General features: G+C 63.7%; 17 protein-coding genes. 6 read left to right on the top strand and 11 right to left on the bottom strand.

What is annotated here, in order from left to right:
* Nucleotides 1-47: 47 nt before the first annotated feature.
* Complete coding sequence (locus tag G4D79_RS24670; protein WP_058039025.1) at nt 48-1805, bottom strand: Ig-like domain-containing protein; 1758 nt, start codon at nt 1803-1805, stop codon at nt 48-50.
* Between the two features lie 51 nt (nt 1806-1856).
* On the bottom strand, nt 1857-3626 hold the full coding sequence (locus G4D79_RS24665; protein WP_003940887.1) for an Ig-like domain-containing protein: 1770 nt from the start codon (nt 3624-3626) through the stop codon (nt 1857-1859).
* A 367-nt stretch (nt 3627-3993) separates the two neighbouring features.
* Between G4D79_RS24665 and guaA the strand changes: the two genes are divergently transcribed.
* Complete coding sequence (gene guaA, locus G4D79_RS24660) at nt 3994-5565, top strand: glutamine-hydrolyzing GMP synthase (RefSeq protein ID WP_007727510.1); 1572 nt, start codon at nt 3994-3996, stop codon at nt 5563-5565.
* Nucleotides 5566-5620: 55 nt separating this feature from the next.
* On the opposite strand, the gene G4D79_RS24655 is transcribed toward guaA, so the two are convergent.
* Together G4D79_RS24655 and G4D79_RS24650 are read right to left on the bottom strand one after the other, a co-directional pair.
* Nucleotides 5621-5854, bottom strand: coding sequence for a hypothetical protein (locus G4D79_RS24655; protein WP_003940832.1), 234 nt, complete (start codon nt 5852-5854; stop codon nt 5621-5623).
* A complete protein-coding gene (locus G4D79_RS24650) occupies nt 5851-7203 on the bottom strand; it encodes a PspC domain-containing protein (protein ID WP_214514492.1) in 1353 nt (450 codons plus the stop codon). The genes G4D79_RS24655 and G4D79_RS24650 overlap by 4 nt, the downstream gene beginning before the upstream one ends.
* 236 nt (nt 7204-7439) lie before the next feature.
* On the opposite strand from G4D79_RS24650, the gene G4D79_RS24645 reads away from it, so the two are divergent.
* From G4D79_RS24645 to G4D79_RS24635, 3 genes are read left to right on the top strand one after another with little or no spacing between them, the layout of a single operon-like run.
* A complete protein-coding gene (locus tag G4D79_RS24645) occupies nt 7440-8720 on the top strand; it encodes an ATP-binding protein (RefSeq protein WP_037125680.1) in 1281 nt (426 codons plus the stop codon).
* Nucleotides 8717-9376, top strand: a complete 660-nt coding sequence (locus tag G4D79_RS24640; RefSeq protein ID WP_003940972.1) for a response regulator transcription factor — start codon at nt 8717-8719, stop codon at nt 9374-9376. The genes G4D79_RS24645 and G4D79_RS24640 overlap by 4 nt, the downstream gene beginning before the upstream one ends.
* A 49-nt stretch (nt 9377-9425) precedes the next feature.
* The gene (locus tag G4D79_RS24635; RefSeq protein WP_047270229.1) at nt 9426-10880 is read left to right on the top strand and encodes an MFS transporter; all 1455 of its coding nucleotides are present in this window, start codon (nt 9426-9428) and stop codon (nt 10878-10880) included.
* Here G4D79_RS24635 and G4D79_RS24630 read toward each other — a convergent pair.
* The 6 genes from G4D79_RS24630 to G4D79_RS24605 all read right to left on the bottom strand — a co-directional run bounded on the left by G4D79_RS24630 (nt 10877) and on the right by G4D79_RS24605 (nt 16455).
* Complete coding sequence (locus tag G4D79_RS24630) at nt 10877-12085, bottom strand: MFS transporter (RefSeq protein ID WP_030535124.1); 1209 nt, start codon at nt 12083-12085, stop codon at nt 10877-10879. The two genes, G4D79_RS24635 and G4D79_RS24630, sit on opposite strands and share 4 nt — an antisense overlap.
* 188 nt (nt 12086-12273) lie before the next feature.
* Nucleotides 12274-13668, bottom strand: a complete 1395-nt coding sequence (locus G4D79_RS24625; protein WP_003940854.1) for a cell wall metabolism sensor histidine kinase WalK — start codon at nt 13666-13668, stop codon at nt 12274-12276.
* Nucleotides 13665-14363 carry a response regulator transcription factor gene (locus G4D79_RS24620; protein WP_063316689.1) on the bottom strand — a complete coding sequence of 233 codons (699 nt, stop codon included), beginning with the start codon at nt 14361-14363 and terminating at the stop codon, nt 13665-13667. Before G4D79_RS24620 ends, G4D79_RS24625 begins: the two co-directional genes overlap by 4 nt.
* Before the next feature lie 75 nt (nt 14364-14438).
* Nucleotides 14439-15080, bottom strand: coding sequence for a phosphatase PAP2 family protein (locus tag G4D79_RS24615; RefSeq protein ID WP_214514491.1), 642 nt, complete (start codon nt 15078-15080; stop codon nt 14439-14441).
* 2 nt (nt 15081-15082) lie between these two features.
* The gene (locus tag G4D79_RS24610; protein WP_054827675.1) at nt 15083-15667 is read right to left on the bottom strand and encodes a M15 family metallopeptidase; all 585 of its coding nucleotides are present in this window, start codon (nt 15665-15667) and stop codon (nt 15083-15085) included.
* A gap of 110 nt (nt 15668-15777) precedes the next feature.
* Nucleotides 15778-16455 (bottom strand): helix-turn-helix domain-containing protein, encoded by a 678-nt coding sequence (locus tag G4D79_RS24605; protein ID WP_214514490.1) that lies wholly within the window; start codon nt 16453-16455, stop codon nt 15778-15780.
* A gap of 135 nt (nt 16456-16590) precedes the next feature.
* On the opposite strand from G4D79_RS24605, the gene G4D79_RS24600 reads away from it, so the two are divergent.
* Nucleotides 16591-17427, top strand: a complete 837-nt coding sequence (locus tag G4D79_RS24600; RefSeq protein WP_054827674.1) for a class I SAM-dependent methyltransferase — start codon at nt 16591-16593, stop codon at nt 17425-17427.
* Nucleotides 17424-18815 (top strand): FAD-binding oxidoreductase, encoded by a 1392-nt coding sequence (locus G4D79_RS24595; protein WP_003940869.1) that lies wholly within the window; start codon nt 17424-17426, stop codon nt 18813-18815. Before G4D79_RS24600 ends, G4D79_RS24595 begins: the two co-directional genes overlap by 4 nt.
* Nucleotides 18816-18824: 9 nt before the next feature.
* On the opposite strand, the gene G4D79_RS24590 is transcribed toward G4D79_RS24595, so the two are convergent.
* Entirely contained in the window at nt 18825-20024 is a 1200-nt protein-coding gene (locus G4D79_RS24590; protein WP_003940952.1) for a serine/threonine-protein kinase, read from the bottom strand.
* Nucleotides 20025-20232 lie beyond the last annotated feature (208 nt).

The raw sequence follows: 20232 nt of genomic DNA, 5'->3' as shown, positions 1-20232 counted from the left end.
CGTGTCGTCGAGGATTCGACGACACGCCCCATCTCTGTTTCAGAGTGTCAGCCTCCTAGCGACCCGAACAGAGTGCCGAGGTCGAGGCTGCCGGTCCCGCCTCCGGGCCCGCCGTCCGTATCGCCGGGGACGGTCAGGGTCTGCGGCGCGGATGCGGAGGCCGTGTAGCCCGAAGCGCCCACGAATTCGGCGGTGACACTGTAGGTCCCGGAGTTGTAGAACGTCGCCGGTACCGTTGCGACACCGTTGACCACGTCGACCGGTCCACCGATGAGGGTGTCACCGACCTTGAACTGGACCTTGCCCGTGGCGCCGGACGGATCGACCGTTGCCTTGAGCGTCACCGGGGTGTTCTTCTGAACAGTTCCGACGGCGTCGAGAATCGTGGTCGTCTCGACGTCGGCCGGAGCCGGCGTCGTCACACTGACCGGGAATGCCGGGGCAGCGGACGGCGCGAATCCTGGTGAGCCCGTGAACTTCGCGACAACCTTGTGCGTTCCGGTCGAGGTGAAGGTGTACGGAGCGACGGCAACTCCGTCGGTTCCGACCGGAGCACTGACCGTTTCGGTGCCGTCGACGATGAAATCGACGGTGCCGCCGGTACCCTGCGGATCGACCTTGGCAGTCAGGTTGACGTCTTGTCCGACCTTCGCGGTCGACGGCGACACCGTGGCGGTAGTGGTCACGGCGTCCGGCGGTGCATCGGTCGTGACGGTCACGATCTTGGCCGACGCCGACGTCGACGCCAGGAACCCGGGGGCTCCGCTGTAGCTCGCGGTGATGGAGTGCGGTCCGTCCTCGGTGAAGGTCGGGGAGATGCTGGCCGACCCTCCGGTTACCGGCACGGCGTCCTCGAGTGGGTTGTCGCCGTCGAAGAACTGGACGGTTCCACCGTTTGCGCCGCCGCTCACGTTGGCTGACAGGGTGACGGGAGTTCCGTTCTTGGCGTTGGCCGGTCCGACGACTGTGGTGGTGGTTGCCTTGTCCGCCTCGATGATCCGCGTCGTGGCGAGGGGGCCTGCGCCGCTGTTGAGCGGACCGTTCTCGGCGTCACGCGGGGTGCATCGCGTGGGTGCCCAGGCGGTGATGACCAGGGTGGCCTTGGGGAGGAACGTGAGGAAGTTGCGATCGTTGTTCCACGCTCCCGCGCTGCCGCCGGTGCGTACCTTCATCGCGACGTCCCCTGAATCGCCGGCCTTGAGAACTGCCTTGACCTGGGGGAGCTGGAACTGCGTGTAGCCGTCGGCATTGTTGGAACCGTCGACGTTCTTGCCGGTCGCCTTGACGACGATGCCGCCCTCGGAGTTGATGCTCGAGCTGGGGCTGTTTCCGATGACCTGGTTGTTTCCGGAGAGGCGCAGAATCGTTCCGTTGGGATCGACGTTGCCGTTCTCGTTGACGCGCAGGATGTTCGGCGCGACACCGCTGAGCCCCGCCGAGGTGCCGGGGACGATGGTGGCTTCCACCAGGGTGGCGTTCGCAGGAACGTCGACGTCGACCTTGATGCGGGAGACGTTCTGGACGGTCGCCCCGGAAGCGGAGCCGGGAAAGGCGATGGGGCCGGGTTGGATGGTGACCTCGAAGGTCTCACCGGCGCCGATGGATTCCGGTGCGTCGACGATGACCGAGCCGGACTGTGACTGCGTGGTCGGACCGGCGACAGCGGACGGGGTTGCCAGGCAACTCGTGCCGAAGGTTGTTGTCACGGGGGCCGCTGATGCGGGGATTCCCGCGAGGATGACGCCACTGGCGAGTGCCGTGGCGGCGATCGGCGCCGCGATGCGACGTCTGGAGTACACGAACATGGATTCTCCTGAGCTGGGTACGGGAGTGGTGTCCAAAGCTGATGTGGGGGACTAGCTTCCGAAGAGCGGGATGAGGCCGCTGAGCGAACCGGTATCCACGCTTCCGGTGCCGCCGCCGTCTGTCGGTGCGGTGCCGACCTGCACGACCGTCGGGCCGGAGACGGAGTTCTTCCAACCGGCGTCGCCGACGAAGTTGGCAGTGAGGCCGAACGTTCCCTCGTCGTCGAAGGTGTGCGTGAGTGTCGCGACGCCGTTGACGACGGCAACGGGTGCGCCGATGGGCGTCGTGCCCGACTTGAACTGGATCATTCCGTTTGCTGTTCCGGGTGCGACGGTGGCCTTGAGCTGCAATGCCTTTCCGACCTGAGCCGAGCCGCTGACGGTCAGAGACGTCGTGGTGTCGGCGCGGGCGGGTTCGGGATCGGTGACGTTCACCGTGAACGACGTGGACGTGGAGCCGATGAATCCGGTTCCGCCGGAGAACTCTGCCGTCACGGCTGCAGCGCCCGCTGATGCGAAGGTGTGCGGGAGGATCGCGACGCCGTCACCCGTGCCGACCGGTGCGGTACCGACCTCGGCGCCGTCGACCTTGAACGTCACGGTTCCGCTGCTCGGGATGGGGGAGACGGTGGCCGAGAGGTTGGTCGGTTCACCGACAACAGCGGTGAGTGGTTCGACAACGGTGGTCGTGGTTCCCCAGTCGGGATCGCTGACGTCGAGTTGGGTTGCGGTGGAGACGGAATCGCCGTAACCGGCCTCGCCGGTGAACACTGCGGTGAAGCTGTGGGTGCCCGAAGCGTCGTAGCTGCGGGTCAGGGAAGCCGTCCCGTTGACTACAGCCACCGGTGCGCCGAGGTTGGTCTCGCCGTCTTTGAACTGCACCGTGCCCACGGCGTTTGCCGGTGTGACGACAGCGCTCACGGTGATGCTGTCACCTACCAGCGCGGCGTTCGGGGCCGAGATCGTGGTGGTGGTGTCCGCGGAGACGTCGACGGTCTGGACTCCGGAGGTCGAGCTGTGGAATCCCGGACCGGCGTTGTACGCGGCGGTGATGTCGTGGGCGCCGACGCTGTCGAAAGTGTGGGAGAGGGTGGCGCTACCGCCCGAAACCGGGACCGGTGAGCCGATGTCGTTGCCGCCGTCCTTGAACTGGACGGTGCCGCTCGCGTCGGACGGCGCAACTGTCGCGGTCAGGTCGACCGGCGTGCCGACCTTCGCCGTTGCCGGTGCAACCAGTGTGGTTCCGGTGGCGACAGACGGGTCGACTACCTGGACGTTGACGTTGATCGGGTTGAGGCCCTGCTGTGTGCTGAAGGCGTTGACGTCGAAGAGCATGCCGCTGTCGTACGTCCCGAATGCTGTGCCGACGGGGACCGTGTAGGTCGCTTCCAGTGTGACGGGTTGGTTCTTCTTGACGACGAATCCACCGACCAGGAAGGTGCAGCCGCTCGAGCACTTCGCGGAGACTCCGCCGTCTGATTCGTTGCTGATCGTGGCCCGGTTGGTCACACCCAGGTAGGTGGCCTTGGCGCTGCCCGGCACGAGGACGAATCCTGCGGGCGGGATGTCACGGATCTTTGCGATCGACCGTTCGATGCCGCTTTCGTTGTGCTTGATCTCGGTCTTGTACGTGACGGTGTCGCCTGGGTGAACTGCCGCGTTCCCGATGACACTCTTCGTGAAGATCAGGTTGTCGGTCGTGCCGGTGAAAGTGGTCGGCGGGGCTTCGTCAGCAGTGGCCGGCGTGCCGAGGACTAGAAGTCCGGCGGCAGCCGTCACAGCTGCGACAGGTATGGCGAGTCGTCGTATGAATCGACGCACAGGTCCTCCTCGAGGTGAGCGCCGTTCGGCGGCGCCGGCCGTTTGCGATCGTGATCCTGATCACTTGACGGGCGAGATTACCTTTACTGGACGTTTGGTTCAGGCGAATCGGTCAAACGTCCAGAAAATTCACCCTTCGTCCATTTCGGGCTCTGGCCTGCGATGATGCTGCCGAATTGATTGCCGAAGCTAAGGTGCGGGTGATTGGGGCGCCGTTGACCTGGACGGTGGTCTAGATCCGCGCGAGGTCGCCGCGCAGTTCTGAGGGGCGGCCTTTGTAGTGACGTACCTCGCGCTCGCTCGGCCGAGTAGCGGGCTGAGTCCATGCATGCGCAGAAGCGCTGGCTGCGGCGATTAGACTGCACCTGTGGCAGATATCGAGCAGCAGAGACCAGTTCTTGTCGTCGACTTCGGGGCGCAGTACGCGCAGTTGATCGCACGGCGAGTTCGCGAAGCCAAGGTCTACTCGGAGGTGATTCCGCACACCACGACCGTCGAGGAGATCGTGGCCAAGAACCCCTTGGCTGTTGTGCTCTCGGGTGGGCCCTCGAGTGTCTACGCAGACGGTGCTCCCAAGCTTGATCCCGCACTGTTCGATCACGACATTCCGGTTTTCGGAATCTGCTACGGATTCCAGGCAATGGCAGGCGCCCTGGGCGGCACCGTCGCCGAGACCGGTACCCGCGAATACGGCCGTACCGACATCGCGGTATCCGGCGGATTGCTCCACGACGGTCTTCCCTCGACGCAGCCGGTATGGATGAGCCACGGTGACGCCGTCACCGAAGCGCCTTCCGGCTTCGAGGTGACCGCGACCAGCGACGGTGCTCCCGTCGCGGCGTTCGAGGACCGCGCCCGCAAGCTCGCCGGTGTGCAGTACCACCCTGAGGTTCTGCATTCCCCGCACGGTCAGCAGGTCCTGAGCCGCTTCCTGCACGAGATTGCCGGTATTCCGGCAGCGTGGACGGCGTCGAACATCGCCGATGCGCTGATCGAGCAGGTTCGCGAGCAGGTCGGAGACGGACACGCCATCTGCGGTCTGTCCGGTGGCGTCGACTCCGCTGTCGCTGCGGCTTTGGTTCAGCGCGCAATCGGCGACCGGTTGACATGCGTCTTCGTCGATCACGGTTTGATGCGAGCCGGTGAGCGCACGCAGGTCGAGCAGGATTTTGTCGCGGCAACCGGCGCTCGTCTGATCACCGTGGATGCCGCGGACACCTTCATCGGTGAGTTGGCAGGCGTCACCGATCCCGAGACCAAGCGCAAGATCATCGGCCGCGAGTTCATCCGCAGCTTCGAAGGCGCAGTCAGTGATGTTCTGGGCGAGAACGCATCTCATGGTGCGACCGTCGACTTCCTCGTCCAGGGCACGCTCTACCCGGATGTCGTGGAGTCGGGCGGCGGCACGGGAACTGCAAACATCAAGAGCCACCACAATGTCGGCGGGCTGCCGGAAGACCTGCAGTTCAAGTTGGTCGAACCGTTGCGTCTGCTGTTCAAGGACGAGGTCCGTGCAGTGGGCCGCGAACTCGGCCTGCCCGAAGAGATCGTCGGACGCCAGCCGTTCCCCGGTCCCGGACTCGGTATCCGCATCATCGGTGAGGTCACCCGCGATCGCCTCGAGATCTTGCGTCAGGCAGATTCCATTGCGCGCGAAGAGCTTACGTCTGCAGGCTTGGACGGAACCATCTGGCAGTGCCCGGTCGTTCTCCTTGCCGACGTCCGAAGCGTGGGCGTGCAGGGTGACGGCCGGACGTACGGTCATCCGATCGTGCTGCGTCCGGTCTCGAGTGAAGATGCGATGACCGCGGACTGGACGCGTCTGCCGTACGAGACCCTCGAGCGCATCTCGACTCGAATCACCAACGAGGTTGCGGACGTGAACCGCGTAGTCCTCGACGTGACGAGCAAGCCGCCGGGAACTATCGAGTGGGAGTAAAAACAACTGTGCGCCTTTATTAACCCCCCGCGGTTAATAAAGGCGCACAGCAGTTTTACTTCCGGTTGCGCCGATTCGGCAGAATCACCAGCAGTAGTCCTGCCACGACGGCGGCACCGACGAACAGCCAACGGAATTGAATGTTCGCTGCCGGCGCCAGGGAGAACGGCCCGACCAACGCCCACACACTGACCAGAAGTGCGGCCAGTCCGGCGATCAGCAGAAGTGCCGAGGGGCGCTTGGATTCTCGGGTCTCGTCGTGCTCTGTGGTCTCGTCGTATTCGCTCATGATTGCGTCACCTTCAGACTGCCGAACGTTGCTTTGGCGTTGATGGTCAGTGTGGGCGAATCCGGTGTCACATCACGGCCCGGGTGTATTCCGCCGTCGAGGCAACCGGATCCGTCACCCATGACGACGGTGCAGCTGTTCTTGACGTTGACGGTTGGTGGCACCATGACGACGAACTCACCGAACGACGCCGCGACGTCGATGGTCTTGTCCTCGGTGAACTTGACCCCGTTGAGGTCGAGAGTGAAGCTTCCGAAGGCTCCCGAGTACGACGGCTCCAACTCGGAAGCGGTTGCCGGAGTCCATCTTTGCTCTCCTGAGGCGTCGAAATCGATCGGGTAGACCAACGAGGCGAGAAGCACGAAACCCACGAGCGGTCCGGTGACGACCAGCAGGCCGTACCCCTTGCGGAAGAATGCCCCGAGGATCAGGCCGAGCGCGATGACGGCGAGTCCGACAGCACCGACTCGGCCGGGAGTGAACCACTCGTTGCCGGTTGCCGCGCCCGCTGCCCCGGTGACGGCGGCGACGATGATCGCGAGTCCGAGCACTGTCAGCGTCCATCGCGAGCGACGCTTACGTGGTGGCAAAGGGAGATCCCAGGCGAACGGAGCGACGCCGAGCGGATCCCAGGAGGGCGGTGTGATGGCGGCCTCGCCGATCACCTCGGTCGGATTGGCGGCGGCTGAAGCGCTCGGGTCCTTCGACAGGTTGATCGTCGGATGATCGGCCTGAGATTGCGGTGACTGTTCGGCCGGCCGTTCCTCGGGCACGTAGCTGTCGGGGAGTTTTGTGTACGGCGTGTACACGGGCGGCTGATTGGGTGCGAAGTATCCGGGAGTGAACGGCCCGGGCGTGAATCCCGTGCCTGGATACGCGGTACCCGCGCCGACGTACGGTGACGTGCTCTGTGGCAGTGCAGGCGGGACCGGCGCTCGTTGGTAGAGCAGCCACAGGCCTCCGACCATCAGAATCAGCCCGATCAGACCGGAACCACCCAGGCCGACGCCGACAGGCCCGACGGTCGTAGCCGCGATGGCGAGAGCCACCAACAAGACGATGGTCTTGGTACTGGAATCGGAGCTGTGTCCGCGGCCCATCAACGACTGTGCGGGGGACGATCCGTCACCGGCGCGGGCGAGCACCAACCACCCGGCGAGGTAGAGAAGGATGCCTGAACCGCCGAAAATAGTGGAGGCCACAAACGCGACACGTACCAGAATGGGGTCGATGCCGTACCGGTATCCGATTCCGGCGCATACCCCGGCCACGTGACCTTGTGCCGGCAGACGCACGGGGCGGGTCCGCCACAGATCCTGGATCTGTTCTTGGAAAGTCGGATTGTTCATGAATCAATCCTGGCTTCCGGGGCGGCCTCCGCGCATCAGGGCCAACCCTGATCTTTGTGACGATCGGGGCCAGGGGCGCCGCCCTGATTCAGGGTTGGACCCTGATGTGACTGCGAGTGGTTCGTGCCAGTATCGACTATGTGCAATATCTGTCAGATCCGCCGTTCGTGAGCGGTCCCGCTCCCGGGTTCACGGGAGGCCCGCCCGTCAACGGGGTACCGGTGCATGCCGTACCCATGAAGAAGGGTGTGCCCATTCCGGGCGGTGTTCCATTGCGAAAGCTGGAGCGGCGCTCCGGCGGTCGCATCGTCGCCGGTGTTGCAGGCGGTATCGCCGATCATCTCGGGATCGACGTTCTGAAGGTTCGAGTCGCCTTCGCGATTCTGGCGGCGATGGCCGGATCCGGCATCGTGATTTACGGCGCCCTCTGGATCTTCACCTCCGCCGGCACGGACACCCAGAAGCCGTCCGCGGCCGAGCGGCAGCGGGCGTACGGCTTGATCGCACTCGGATTGGGCGGCGCAGCCGCGTTGTCCTGGCTGTTCAGCGGCACGGCGGGTTCGGTGCTCGCACCGTTCTTCGTCGTCGCGATCGGTGCCGCTTTGGTGTGGCGCGAGTTCGACTCCGACGGTCCCCGGACCGTCATCGGCTTGCCGCAGCGGCCTACCGTTCTCACGTGGGCGCGGGTGGTCGGGGGAGCGACCTTGATCATCTTGGGTCTCGGCGTCGTCGTCCTCGCTCAGGTCGACCTCGAAGCACTGCGCTCGTCCCTGCTGGCCGTGGTGGTGACGCTGATCGGTGTCGGATTGTTGACGGTGCCGCTGTGGCTGCGGATGTGGCGGGCTCTCGGCGCCGAGCGTGCGGCCCGAATTCGCAACGACGAACGTGAAGAGATCGCCTCGCATCTGCACGACTCCGTACTTCAGACGTTGGCGCTGATTCAGAAGCAGTCCGACAATCCGCAAGAGGTGGCGCGCCTGGCCCGTGGTCAGGAACGCGAGCTGCGCAAGTGGTTGTTCAGCGGCGGGGATATCGACCACACGAGCCTGACCGAAGGTCTGAAGATCATCGCCGGTGAAGTGGAGGACCAGCATGGCGTCACGGTCCGCCCCGTCACGGTCGGCGACGTACAACTCGAAGGCGAAGGCGTCGAGAACGGTCTGCCCAAGGAAGCGTTCACCGCGCTCCTCGGTGCGACGCGTGAAGCTCTCGTGAACTCGGCAAAGCACTCGGGGGAGAAGGAAATCAATCTTTTCGCCGAGGTCGAGGGCGACCAGGTCAGTGTGTTCGTTCGTGATCGCGGAGTCGGATTCGACGTCAATGCGGTGCCGGAGGACCGTCAGGGTTTGGCCAAGTCGATTCGTGGTCGCATCGAGCGACGGGGTGGCCGCGTCGTGGTTCGATCCGACATCGGAAAGGGCACCGAGATCCGCGTGCACATGCCGCTCGGTGACTCTGCTCTAAAGTGGGACCAGACTGCTGACCGTGTCGACAACCCCGAGGAACAGCCCCAGTGACTTCGCTTGCGCCGCCCCCGTACCGCGTATTTCTTGTCGACGATCATGCAGTGTTCCGCTCCGGGGTGAGGGCGGAACTCTCGCGCGAGGCAGACATGGACGTAGTCGGTGAAGCCGGTGGCGTCGCTGAGGCGATCGCGGGTATCAACTCGACGAAACCGCATGTCGTTCTGCTCGATGTCCACATGCCTGACGGTGGTGGAGTGGCAGTTCTGCGCGGAATCGATTCCGGCCCGGTGTGCTTGGCGCTCAGCGTTTCCGATGCGGCCGAGGACGTGATCGCGGTGATCCGCGGCGGTGCGCGCGGGTACGTGACCAAGACGATCTCGGGATCCGAACTGGCCGAGGGTGTACGACGCGTTGCCGGTGGTGACGCAGTGTTCGGGCCTCGCCTGGCAGGCTTCGTACTGGACTCCTTCACCGGGCGTTCCAACGCACCCGAGCCGCAACTCGATCCGGAACTCGACTCGCTGACTCCGCGAGAACTCGAAGTGCTCAGATTGCTGGCACGTGGGTACACCTACCGTGAAATCGCCGAGGACCTGGTGATTTCCGTGAAGACGGTCGAGACTCACGCATCGAACGTCCTGCGAAAGACTCAGCAGTCCAATCGCAATGCGTTGACGCGTTGGGCACATCGCCGCCAGATCGACTGAATTCCCGCGCGCTCTTTCGCGATTGCGTGCGAAGGCGCACCATGGACCGATGACGGAACCACTGGCGCTCGCGTCGAAGCGTGGGCGTTGGGTTGTCGCCGCCACCGTTCTCGGCTCGAGCATGGCTCTCCTCGACGGCACTGTCGTCAACATTGCTCTTCCTCACATCGGTGAAGAACTGGGTTCCGGTGTCGCCGGACTGCAGTGGACGCTCAGCGGTTACACCTTGGCCTTGGCGTCGCTGATTCTGCTCGGGGGAGCGCTCGGTGATCGTTGGGGTCGGCGACGGGTATTCGTGTGGGGGACGGTCTGGTTCGCGGTCGCGTCGTTGCTCTGCGGAATTGCACCGGACATCACGTTTCTGGTGATTGCACGAATCCTGCAGGGAGTGGGAGCTGCGCTCTTGACACCTGGCAGCCTTGCCATCATCTCCGCGTCACTTCGTGAGGAGGACCGCGGCGCGGCAATCGGATTGTGGTCGGGTTTAGGTGGTGTTGCCGGCGCCATCGGACCGCTTTTCGGTGGTTGGCTGGTGGAAGTGGCGGGATGGCGATCGGTATTCCTGCTCAATATCCCGCTGGCGATCGTCGTGGTGTGGGCAGCGGTGCGCCATGTACCGGAGAGCCGCGACCCGCATCCGCCCGAGCACCTGGACGTGGTCGGATCTGCCTGCGCAGTAGTCGGTCTCGGCGCACTGACGTACGGGCTGATCGAGGTCAACCCGATAGTCGGGCTGATCGGAGTGATCGCGCTCTGCCTGTTCGTTGTGGTGGAACGACGCTCACCGAGTGCCCTTGTGCCGCCGTCCCTGTTCCGTTCGCGGATGTTCGTCGCGGCCAATCTGGTGACCCTTGCGGTCTATGCGGCGCTGGGCGGTGTGTTCTTCCTGCTCGTGCTGCAACTGCAATTGGTTGCCGGGTACTCGCCGGTGGCTGCCGGCGTCGCAACGGTACCGATCACCGTGGCATTGCTGCTGTTGTCTTCGCGCGCGGGCAGTTACGCGCAGACGCATGGACCGCGATTGCCGATGACGGTCGGGCCCGCCGTTGCCGCGGTGGGGTTGGTGTTGATGACGCGGATCGGCCCGGATGCGTCGTACCTGACCGTCGTGCTGCCGGGAGTTCTGGTGTTCGGGCTCGGCCTGGCGGTGATGGTCGCGCCGTTGACCGCCGCGGTGCTTGGTTCGGTACCGGTGGAGCAGTCCGGAATCGCATCCGGTGTGAACAATGCCGTTGCTCGCACGAGCCAACTTCTTGCCGTCGCGGCCTTGCCTGCCCTCGTGGGTATCGACGCCGAAAGTCTGGTCGATCCGACGAGTTTCTCCGACGGGTTCCGGTACGCGATGTACATCTGTGTGGCACTGCTGTTGGTCGGTGCAGCGATCGCCGCGACGCTGATCCGAACTCCGACAGTAGAGCCTGTTCAGGAAGCGGATTCGGTTGCCTGCAAGCCGCATTGTGATCTGACGGGACCTGCAGTGCAACCGAATCCGATGAGGGACTAGACGCTGATGTCGCGATCGCGGCTGGGCACCAAGGGAATTGCTGCGGCGGGAAATGCCGCGACTATCGCGAAGGCGAGCGGGTAGCCGACCGCGCCGATCAGCGCACCGACCACCGGGCCCACTGCTGACGCGGCAATGAACTGCCCGGTGTTCTGTGCGCCCAATGCTTTTCCTTGCCATTTCGGCCCGGCAGCTTCGGCCACGGAAGTGAATGCCAAACCGTTGTCGGCGACGCTGATAGTGGTTGCCAGCAGCAGGATCAAGGCGGGAACGCCCCAAGGCGCTGCGCCGGCTGCCGCCATTGCCAACATGACCGCAGACGCGGAGACGGCAACCAACCGCAGCGGGCCTACTCTGCTTCCGGCGCGATCACTCCAGATGCCGACAACGATGCGTCCGAGTGCACCCACGAACTGGGAGATCCCGATCAGGAGCCCAGCGGGCGCAGCGTCCCATCCTTGCTCGCTGATCAGCCAGACCAGACCGAATGTCGAGAGGGTGAACTGCGGAAACACCAGCAGTGCCGAGACGACGTGAATGCGCCACAGGAACCAGTTCGAGCGATAAGGATTTACCGTTTCGACCGGGATGTCTGTGGGCCGCGCCGCCGGCCGCGGGGGATTGATCAATGCGACGGCGCAGATCAGGGCGAGAACGCCGTTGAGAGCTACCGACAGTCCGACAGCCGAACCGATTCCTACGTTCGCAGCGAGAGTCGGGATGGTCAGCGACGCGATGGTCACGCCCAGGGGCTGTGACATCTGCCGGATTCCCATCGCGAGGCCGCGCCGATCCTTGGGAAACCAGCCGACCACAACACGTCCACTGGCAGCGTTGGTGCTCGCCGCAGCCATTCCGCCCAGCAGAAATGCGATCCCGAGGAGGGTGTAGTTGTCGGTGGTGGTCGCGGCCAGCGCGGCGATCGCCGTCAGGCCGAGCCCGATTGAGATGACCCATTTCTCGCCGAATCTGTCAGCCATCGCTCCCCACGCCACCAGCGTGAGAACCATGCCGAAAGTGGGTGCAGCGGCCAGAGTTCCGGCCTGCGTCAACGAGAGGCCGTGCTCGGAATGCAGCAGCGGGATCAAAAAGGCGGGGGTGCTGACGAAGACGGTGCCTGCGGCCTGGGCTGCGACGCCGATTCCGAGCATCGTCCACGCCTTCGGGGAGACGGCCGTCTTTTCCAGCCGCGACGCCTGCGTCATGGTGCCCTCCGATCTCTACGCTGTTCGACGATGCCGACGCTACTCCCGTGGTTTCACATGTTGAAACCAGAATCCCATTATTTGGTCAAACGCGGACGGTTCAGGGTGCGAAGTGCCCACCCCTTTTCGAGCGAACGGTACGACGATCGCCTTGGGTGCGCCGAAAGGTACGTTCGCTCGGGAAGGGGTCAGCGACGGGGCAGACGAACCGTGAAGACCGTGCGACCATCCACCTGGTCGACGCCGATGGTGCCGCCGTGCAGGTGCACGTTCTCGACGGCGAGCGAGAGTCCGAGTCCGCTGCCCTCGCTGCGTCCGCGCGCGGTGTCGACCTTGTAGAACCGCCGAAAGATCGCCTGCCGGTCTTCGGGTGAGATGCCGGGGCCGTGGTCGACGACGGTGATGACGGAGAAACCGGATTCGACGCTCAACTCGACGCGAACCGGGGGCGCTCCGTGGCGCAGTGCATTGCCGACGAGGTTGGCGACGACAATGTCGATCCGACGCGAATCGACTCTGGCGCTGACACTTTCGGGTGCGCGCAGTTCGACGGTATCTGTCCATCCGCGGCTCTCGAGTGTGCGCTCGGTCAATTCGACGAGGTCGACGTCGTCGAGGACGAGGTGCGCTTGCTGAGAGTCGTGGCGAGACATTTCGATGAGGTCTTCGACAAGTCGAGTGAGCTTGCCGATCTCACTGCTCACGATGCGCGCGGCAGCGGCGGCGTCGGGCGGAAGATTGGGGATCTCTTCACGGAGGATCTCACTGACCGGCACCAGTGCTGCGAGCGGCGTCCGGAGCTCGTGGGAGACGTCGGCGACAAACCTTCTCGACTGCTCTTCCGATTCTTCCAGACCTCGGATGACCGCTTCGTTGCGAGCGACCATGTTGTTGAACGTTGTTGTGACCTGGGCGAGTTCGGCTACTCCGTCTTCGGGGAGTCGGACGCTGAGGTCGCCGTCGGCAGCGCGGGCGGCCGCCTTGTCCAGGCGTTTGAGCGGACGGACAAGCGTCGACGCGATCCACAGCCCGAGTAGTCCGCTCACCAACACACCGGCGGCGAGGGTGAGGCCGACAGCTCGAAGCAGGTCGTCGAACTTGTCCTGCACTCCTACCAGCGGCCGGATGGTGACGGCTTTGACCAATGTCTCGTTGTCGTAGCTGTCGTCCGCGCTCATGTCCACGACATTGACGGACATTCCCAACATGATGCGCTGGGAGTCGAGCCTCTCGAAACGGATCAGCTTCGGACTGTCCAAACCTTCGTCGAAGCTGGGCGGAATGGTCGCCGCATCCACGGATCCTTGACGGATGACTTCGCCGTCGACGATCAGCGTCATGTCGGACTGGAAGATCTGTTGGAGGTTGGCAGGCGTCAACTCGTCTACCGGTGTTCCGTTGACGTATTGCAGTTCGTCGCGAAATTGTGCGGTCGCGACATCCTGAGCGTTGGAATAGATCCACGACCGCGCCATGAACGAGACGACACCCGCGGTTGCCCCGGCGATGATCACGACGATTGCGATGAACACGAGCACGAGCCTGGTTCGCAGACCGTCGACCTGAAGCCAGGTCGGTCTCATCGGGCTGGGCTGGTGTTGAAGCGATACCCGAACCCGCGCACCGTTTCGATGACGGTCGGTGCGGCCGGGTCGTCCTCGATCTTTCCGCGCAGCCGCTGCACTGCTGCATCGACGATTCTGGAATCACCCAGATACTCCTGGTCCCAGGCTGCGGACAACAACTGTCGGCGGCTCAGGACCTGTCCGGGGTTCTCGGTCAGCGCCAGGATCAGTCGGAGTTCGGTCGGGGTGAGGGTCAGCAGCATCCCGGCCTTGCGGACCTGCAGCGACGACCGATCCAATTCCAGGTCGCCGAACGTCTCTGCACCCGGCGTCGCATCCGGGCGCGTCGTTGCGGGTGCCGAGCGCCGCACGACGGCTTTGATACGAGCGTCGAGGACGCGCGGACTGGCCGGTTTGACGACGTAGTCGTCGGCACCGGCTTCCAGGCCGGCGACGGTGTCGATGTCGTCGGATCGAGCGGTCAGAATGATGATCGGGATCGAACTTCGGGTGCGGATACGTCGGCAGATCTCGTAACCGTCGGCACCCGGCAGCCCGAGGTCGAGTAGGACGAGGTCGGTGGAGCCGAGGACGTCGTCGAAATCACCGTTACCGTCGGGGCGATGGCTGACGTCGTGCCCGAGTCGGTTCAGTCCCAACGTGATTGCCTCGGCCACGGCTGGATCGTCTTCTATGAAAAGAATGCTCACCATGAGCTCACCTTGGACTCGCCATGATCAGGGGCCTTCTGCGGTCGGAGAAATCTCGGTCAGCCAAGGCTACAGGGGTCACACTCGCGAGAGTCGCTCGTTGCCTGAGTCTGCCAGCACCGCATGCCGGGCGACGCTGGTGTTCAAGGGAAATGCCGACACAGCGAGGGTGTAGCAGCCGACGAGCAGTAGTGCACCGATCACGTCGCTCGGGCGGTGCCATTGCAGCACGACTACCGAGATCGCGGTTCCGATGGTGATCAGCGCACCGTTGACCGCAACGACCGCCCGCCACCTCGAGGGCGTGACGATCACGATCGCGCAGACCAGAGCAGCTATGGCCGTCAAAGTGCCGCTGGGGAAGGAATTGTGCATCACCAGACCGTTCAGGTCCGGTCGATTCAGCGATTGTTTGAGAACCCAGGCTGTCGTGATGGGGCCGAGGGTCATGACGACGACGCGTAAGGCTAGCGCAATCGGGTTGTTGCGCAATGTGATCATGAGCGCCACGAGCACTCCTCCCACTATCAGTATCGGGGTGACGAGGCCGATGAACTCGGCGGAGAACACGCTGAGGCGTTCGGAGGTGGCCGCGCCCACCATGAGTTGTTGGTCGACGATCTGACCACCGGTCGTGTTGACCGCCAATTCGAATTCGACGACTCCGAGGATCAAGACTGCCAGTGCGGCAATCAGTCTCGCTGGCTTGACTCGTGTCATGATCAGCCTTCCGCTCTCTCGTCCGAGGGGTTGCTCAGTTGTGGCGGGCATTCCCCGCCAGGAGTGGTTGCCAATTCGAAATGCCACATCTCGTTGGCGTAGGTCTGGCAGAGGCCGTAATCGCTGCCGTGCTGAATGAGCCAGTCGTCGGCGTCGGTCGGTCCGATGTCGACGGCCTGTCCACTGACATGCTTGGACAGGCTCGGCGAGTGCACCCACTTGGACGCTTCGTCCACGCTGCCGTACTTGACGACGGCTTCGTCGAACAGTCGCTGTTGGTATGCCGCGGACCGCCAACCCGACGTGACGTGCATGTCCACGCCGGATGCCTGTGCGTCGGCCGCTGCCGACTGGAGCGCCGCGAGCAGTGCGGAATCGAGACGGGCAAGCGCGGGCACATGAGTGTCCTGCACGCTGATGCCGTCCTCGATCTCGCCGCCTGAAGGTCCTGAATCAGGCTGAGTGGCAAGGTAGTTACCGCTCTTCGGTTGTGCTTCTTCTGTGTACGAGCAGGAGCTGAGCGCGACCGTACCGAGCACGACTGCACCGAGTGCGACGAAGCGGATGATTCTGCGGTGGCTGGGCATACAACAGAGACTTCTCGGTCAGTGTCACCGGCAGGTGGTCACCGTTCGTCGACGGTGTCACGGTCTGCAACAGCTCTGTAACAGGACGGAACGGGGCTGGTGAGCGCGCGCTACGCGGGGCGCGGGATCGACGCGAAAGTCGACAGCTCGAACCACGTAGGCAAGCTACGACGCAACGCAGTAGGCCCAGAAATGGTGACGTCACCGGACCGTATGGCGTCCGACCAGGTCAGGTTACCTCGCCAGATCTCGGTCATCTGTCGCAAGCCCGCAGAGACCGACACTGCAACGTCGAAACCCGGATCGATATCGCACATGTCCACCTCACCGGAATTGATGACGAGCCACCAGTTCCGCGAATGTCCACGTACTCCGGAGAATGCGAAGTGCACCACGGTCTTGCCTTCAGGCACCACGGAATGATCCACGCGGCGATGCATGTCCCACAGCAGCAGCTTCGGATCCAGATCTTCGTCGCCCAGTTCACCGATCCACCTGGTACCCCAGATGCCGAGAGCTTCGACCACAGGGCGCAGTTCGCGGCCGGCGTCGGTCAGACGATAGCTGACGACACAGTCGGTTTCTTCTCGCTCCACGATGCCGGCGACCGCGAGTTGGTGAAGCCGGGTCGAGAGCAGAGTCGGTGACATTCGCGGGAGCCCGCGGCGGAGATCGTTGAAATGTTCGCTTCCCATGATCAGTTCGCGGAGGAGAAGCAGTGTCCACCGCTCGTCGAGTAGCTCCATCGCCTTGGCGACGGGGCAGAACTGGTGGTACGAGGACCCCATCTCTCGATCGTAGGCCTCCGGGGTGCTCCGGTACAGATTTCGTACTGGAGAGGAGCGAACCGTCGTCGTAGCGTCGGAGTAACGGCATGAACGCTGTCGGGCTCCGAGTACGAAAATTATTGAAGGAGAACGGTAATGAGTGAATCAACGGGGACTCTCGGGTTGGACCGGGAGCTGAAGGCCAAGCACCGGGCAATGTGGGGGCTTGGTAACTATCCGGCGGTGGCGACGCAGGTCATCGCGGAACTCGGACCTGTATTGGTGCGTGAATGCGGCGTGCAGAAAGGAGATCGGGTGCTCGACGTCGCGGCGGGGTCCGGCAACGCCGCCATTCCGGCGGCTGCGCTGGGTGCGCAGGTGATCGCCACCGACCTGGCTCCCGAACTGTTCGTGGCAGGACGGGAGGCCGCGGCGCTCGCGGGTGTCGAACTCGATTGGCAGGAGGCCGATGCCGAGGCTCTTCCGTTCGGCGACAACGAGTTCGACGTAGTGCTCTCGTGCGTCGGTGTGATGTTTGCCCCGCATCATCAGCGCGCCGCGGACGAACTTTTGCGAGTATGCCGACCCGGCGGAAAGATCGGAGTGCTGAGTTGGACTCCGACGGGGTTCATCGGCGAGATGTTCAAAACGATGAAGCCGTATGCACCGCCCCCGCCTCCTGGTTCGCAGCCGGCGCCTTTGTGGGGCGACGAGAACCATGTTCGTGATCTGCTCGGCGATGTTGCCGCAAGGAAAGACGTACTTCGTGTGGACACATTCAGCGGGCCGGAAGATTTCCGCGATTTCTTCAAGAAGAATTACGGCCCGACCATCGCGGTGTACCGGAACATCGCCGACGATCCTGACCGCACGCAGGCGCTCGATCGCGATCTGCTCGAGTTGGCAAAGAAGTACGGCAGCGGAAGCGAGCCGTTCGTGATGGAGTGGGAGTACCTGCTTCTCACCGCGACACCCGATGAGGGCGGTGCATGATGACGACGGTCGAGTTCGCGCCACTGAAATCGGCGATCACGGGTTCTGTGTTCAGCCCCCGAGATCCGGAGTACGACGACGCCAGGTCGATCTGGAACGGGCAGATCGATCATCGTCCGGCGGTGATCGCCAGGTGCCGGTCGGCGTCGGATGTGTCTGTGGCACTTGCATTTGCCAGAGCCCATTCGTTGGAGGTTTCGGTCAGAGGCGGTGGGCATTCCTACCGAGGTACCTCGGTGTGTGAAGGCGGTGTGATGATCGATCTCAGTGCGATCAACGTAGTCAGTGTCGCCCCGTCCGCGAAGCGAGCCAGGGTCGGTGGTGGTGCGACGATTGCCGACCTCGACGCCGCGACGCAGGAACACGGATTGGCAGTGACCGGTGGAGTGATCAGTGATACCGGCGTCGGTGGCCTGACCCTCGGCGGCGGCATGGGGTGGTTGACGCGCACGCTCGGCCTGGCGATCGACAATCTGGTGTCGGCAGAGGTGGTGCTCGCCGACGGTTCGATCGTGCGGGCCTCCGAGAACGATCACAGCGACTTGTTCTGGGCGCTGCGCGGCGGCGGCGGAAACTTCGGAGTGGTCACCGAGTTCGAGTACCGTCTGAGCGAGATCGGTCCGGAAGTGCATCTGGGACTGTTCTTCTGGGGGATGGAGGACGGACCCGCAGCGCTTCGTCTGTGCCGCGAAGTGGTGCCTGCCCTGCCGAGAAATGCAGGAGCGATGGTTGCCGTCGGTTTGTCCGCGCCTCCGGCACCGTTTGTTCCGGATCAGTTTCACCTGCTGCCCGGATACGCGTTGCTGGTAGCCGGTTTCGGATCGGAAGAGGAACACTCGAACGCGATTGCGCCGATTCGAGAGGGCGTGCCGACGCTGTTCGAGTTCGTCACCCCGCTCCCGTACATCGGTTTACAGTCGATGCTCGACGAATCGGAACCATGGGGTGCATACGCCTATGAGAAGGCCTTGGACCTGGTGGATTTCTCCGACGACGTGATCGATGTTCTGACCGAGCAAGCGGGCAAGAAATCGTCGCCGATGTCCTTCATGCCGATCTTTCCGCTGCAGGGAGCTTTCACCTCCGTCGGCGAGGACGACACTGCGTTCGGTGGTTCTCGCACACCACATTACGTGTGCAACATGACGGCTACGGCCACCGATGCCGGGACACTGGAATTGGATCGATCGTGGGTGCGTGAGACCTGGGAAGCCTTGCGTCCGTTCTCGTCCAATCAAGGCGGGTACGTCAACTTCATGACCGATGTCGACGAGGACCGAGTGCGAGCGTCCTACGGTGCGGCGAAGTACGCGCGATTGTCCGCCGTCAAGGCGAAGTACGACCCGGACAACGTGTTTCACCTCAACGCAAACATTCTGCCCGCGTAGAGCGTCCGGTCAGGCCGTGAACACCAGGATGACGACGATCAGTGCGGCCAAGATGATGACGGCAACCATGCCTGTCATGGCGAGGGGAGCCCAAGCCACTACCTTGTCGCGGGTGCTGGCATCGGCGGGGCCGGTCGGTATCCGCGGCGGCCAGGAGAACATGTCCATGGGGCTGGGAACGTTCCGCAGTGGCGTGTTCTGTTGCACTGCAGGCAGTCCGGTGATCGTGGAGCCGGTCAGGCGATTGCGGCGGTGTGGGTCGGCGAGTTGTGTGGTGCGGTGAGCCCACGCCGGCACGGCGCCTTCGGACGAGTAGACGGGAGCGTCGATCAACTGCTCGATCGTGCCACCGCCCGTCGCGGCTGCAGCGAGCGCGTCGCGTGCCTGAGCCATCGTCGGCCGACGGGTGGGGTCCGGCTCGAGGAGCTGAAGGAGAACGTCGGTGAGCGGTCCGGACTTGGTGGGTCGGTAGATCTCGGCCTTGGCGACACGATGCAGTAGAGCGATGGCGTCCGAGTCGATGCCGAAGGGCGGTTGACCCTCGATCACCGTGTAGAGCGTCGACCCGAGTGAGAAGACGTCACTGGCCTCGGTGGGATCGTCGCCGCGGGCAACTTCGGGTGCAAAGTACGCGGGAGTGCCGGTGATGACCTCGTCCTGGGTGTCGGATACGTCGCTCTTTGCGCGGGCGATGCCGAAGTCACTGATCTTGACGGTGCCGAGAGACTTGCCTCGGTCGGCGATCAGGATGTTGCCGGGCTTGATGTCGCGGTGGACGATGCCGGCGGCGTGCGCCTCGGTGAGTGCCGCAGCGATCTGCGCGCCGATCTGCGCGACCTCCAGCGGTGGCAACGTGTCGGCCAGGTTCATCGCCTGGGCGAGGCTGCGGGCGGGGAAGTACTCCATGACCAACCACGGTTCACCGGACTCGATCGCGACGTCGTACATGGCGATGGAGTGGGGGTGGGTGAGCTTTGCGGCGTTCCTGCCTTCGCGCAATGTACGTTCACGGACCTCTTCGGCCGTTTCGGTGTCGAGGCCTTCCGTGCTTGTGACCTGTTTCACCGCGACGTCACGGCTGAGGAGGGTGTCGCGGGCCAGCCAGACGGCGCCCATGCCTCCGTCGCCGATCTTGGAGCGGAGTCGGTACCGCCCCGCCAGCAGGTATTCGGGCCCGATGCCCCTCCCGGTCTGCTCCTGAGCTGTCACATCTCAAGGTTAATGGATTGATGCCACTGTGACGCTCGAGGCTCCTGTGAACTGGGTTTTTTGCTCTGCTTGACGTGTCGGGGGTGACACGGTTTACTGAAAACAGTTCGAAAATATGTTCGAAATTGCTGTTCGTTGGATGCATGTCAGACCCGACTTCCCCGCGGTTTGCCGGCTGGTTATGGATTGCTGCCGAGTGAGTTTTTCC

The sequence above is a fragment of the Rhodococcus sp. WY5 genome, assembly GCF_018588185.1.
Classification (GTDB): Bacteria; Actinomycetota; Actinomycetes; order Mycobacteriales; family Mycobacteriaceae; genus Rhodococcus_F; species Rhodococcus_F qingshengii.
This window is presented reverse-complemented; position numbering and strand designations above follow the sequence as displayed.

Coding starts and splice junctions, on each gene's coding strand:
- G4D79_RS24670 (WP_058039025.1), bottom strand. CDS start 1,805: ATGTTCGTGTACTCCAGACGTCGCATCGCGGCGCCGATCGCCGCCACG.
- G4D79_RS24655 (WP_003940832.1), bottom strand. CDS start 5,854: ATGAGCGAATACGACGAGACCACAGAGCACGACGAGACCCGAGAATCC.
- G4D79_RS24650 (WP_214514492.1), bottom strand. CDS start 7,203: ATGAACAATCCGACTTTCCAAGAACAGATCCAGGATCTGTGGCGGACC.
- G4D79_RS24645 (WP_037125680.1), top strand. CDS start 7,440: ATGAAGAAGGGTGTGCCCATTCCGGGCGGTGTTCCATTGCGAAAGCTG.
- G4D79_RS24635 (WP_047270229.1), top strand. CDS start 9,426: ATGACGGAACCACTGGCGCTCGCGTCGAAGCGTGGGCGTTGGGTTGTC.
- G4D79_RS24630 (WP_030535124.1), bottom strand. CDS start 12,085: ATGACGCAGGCGTCGCGGCTGGAAAAGACGGCCGTCTCCCCGAAGGCG.
- G4D79_RS24625 (WP_003940854.1), bottom strand. CDS start 13,668: ATGAGACCGACCTGGCTTCAGGTCGACGGTCTGCGAACCAGGCTCGTG.
- G4D79_RS24620 (WP_063316689.1), bottom strand. CDS start 14,363: ATGGTGAGCATTCTTTTCATAGAAGACGATCCAGCCGTGGCCGAGGCA.
- G4D79_RS24615 (WP_214514491.1), bottom strand. CDS start 15,080: ATGACACGAGTCAAGCCAGCGAGACTGATTGCCGCACTGGCAGTCTTG.
- G4D79_RS24610 (WP_054827675.1), bottom strand. CDS start 15,667: ATGCCCAGCCACCGCAGAATCATCCGCTTCGTCGCACTCGGTGCAGTC.
- G4D79_RS24605 (WP_214514490.1), bottom strand. CDS start 16,455: ATGGGGTCCTCGTACCACCAGTTCTGCCCCGTCGCCAAGGCGATGGAG.
- G4D79_RS24600 (WP_054827674.1), top strand. CDS start 16,591: ATGAGTGAATCAACGGGGACTCTCGGGTTGGACCGGGAGCTGAAGGCC.
- G4D79_RS24595 (WP_003940869.1), top strand. CDS start 17,424: ATGATGACGACGGTCGAGTTCGCGCCACTGAAATCGGCGATCACGGGT.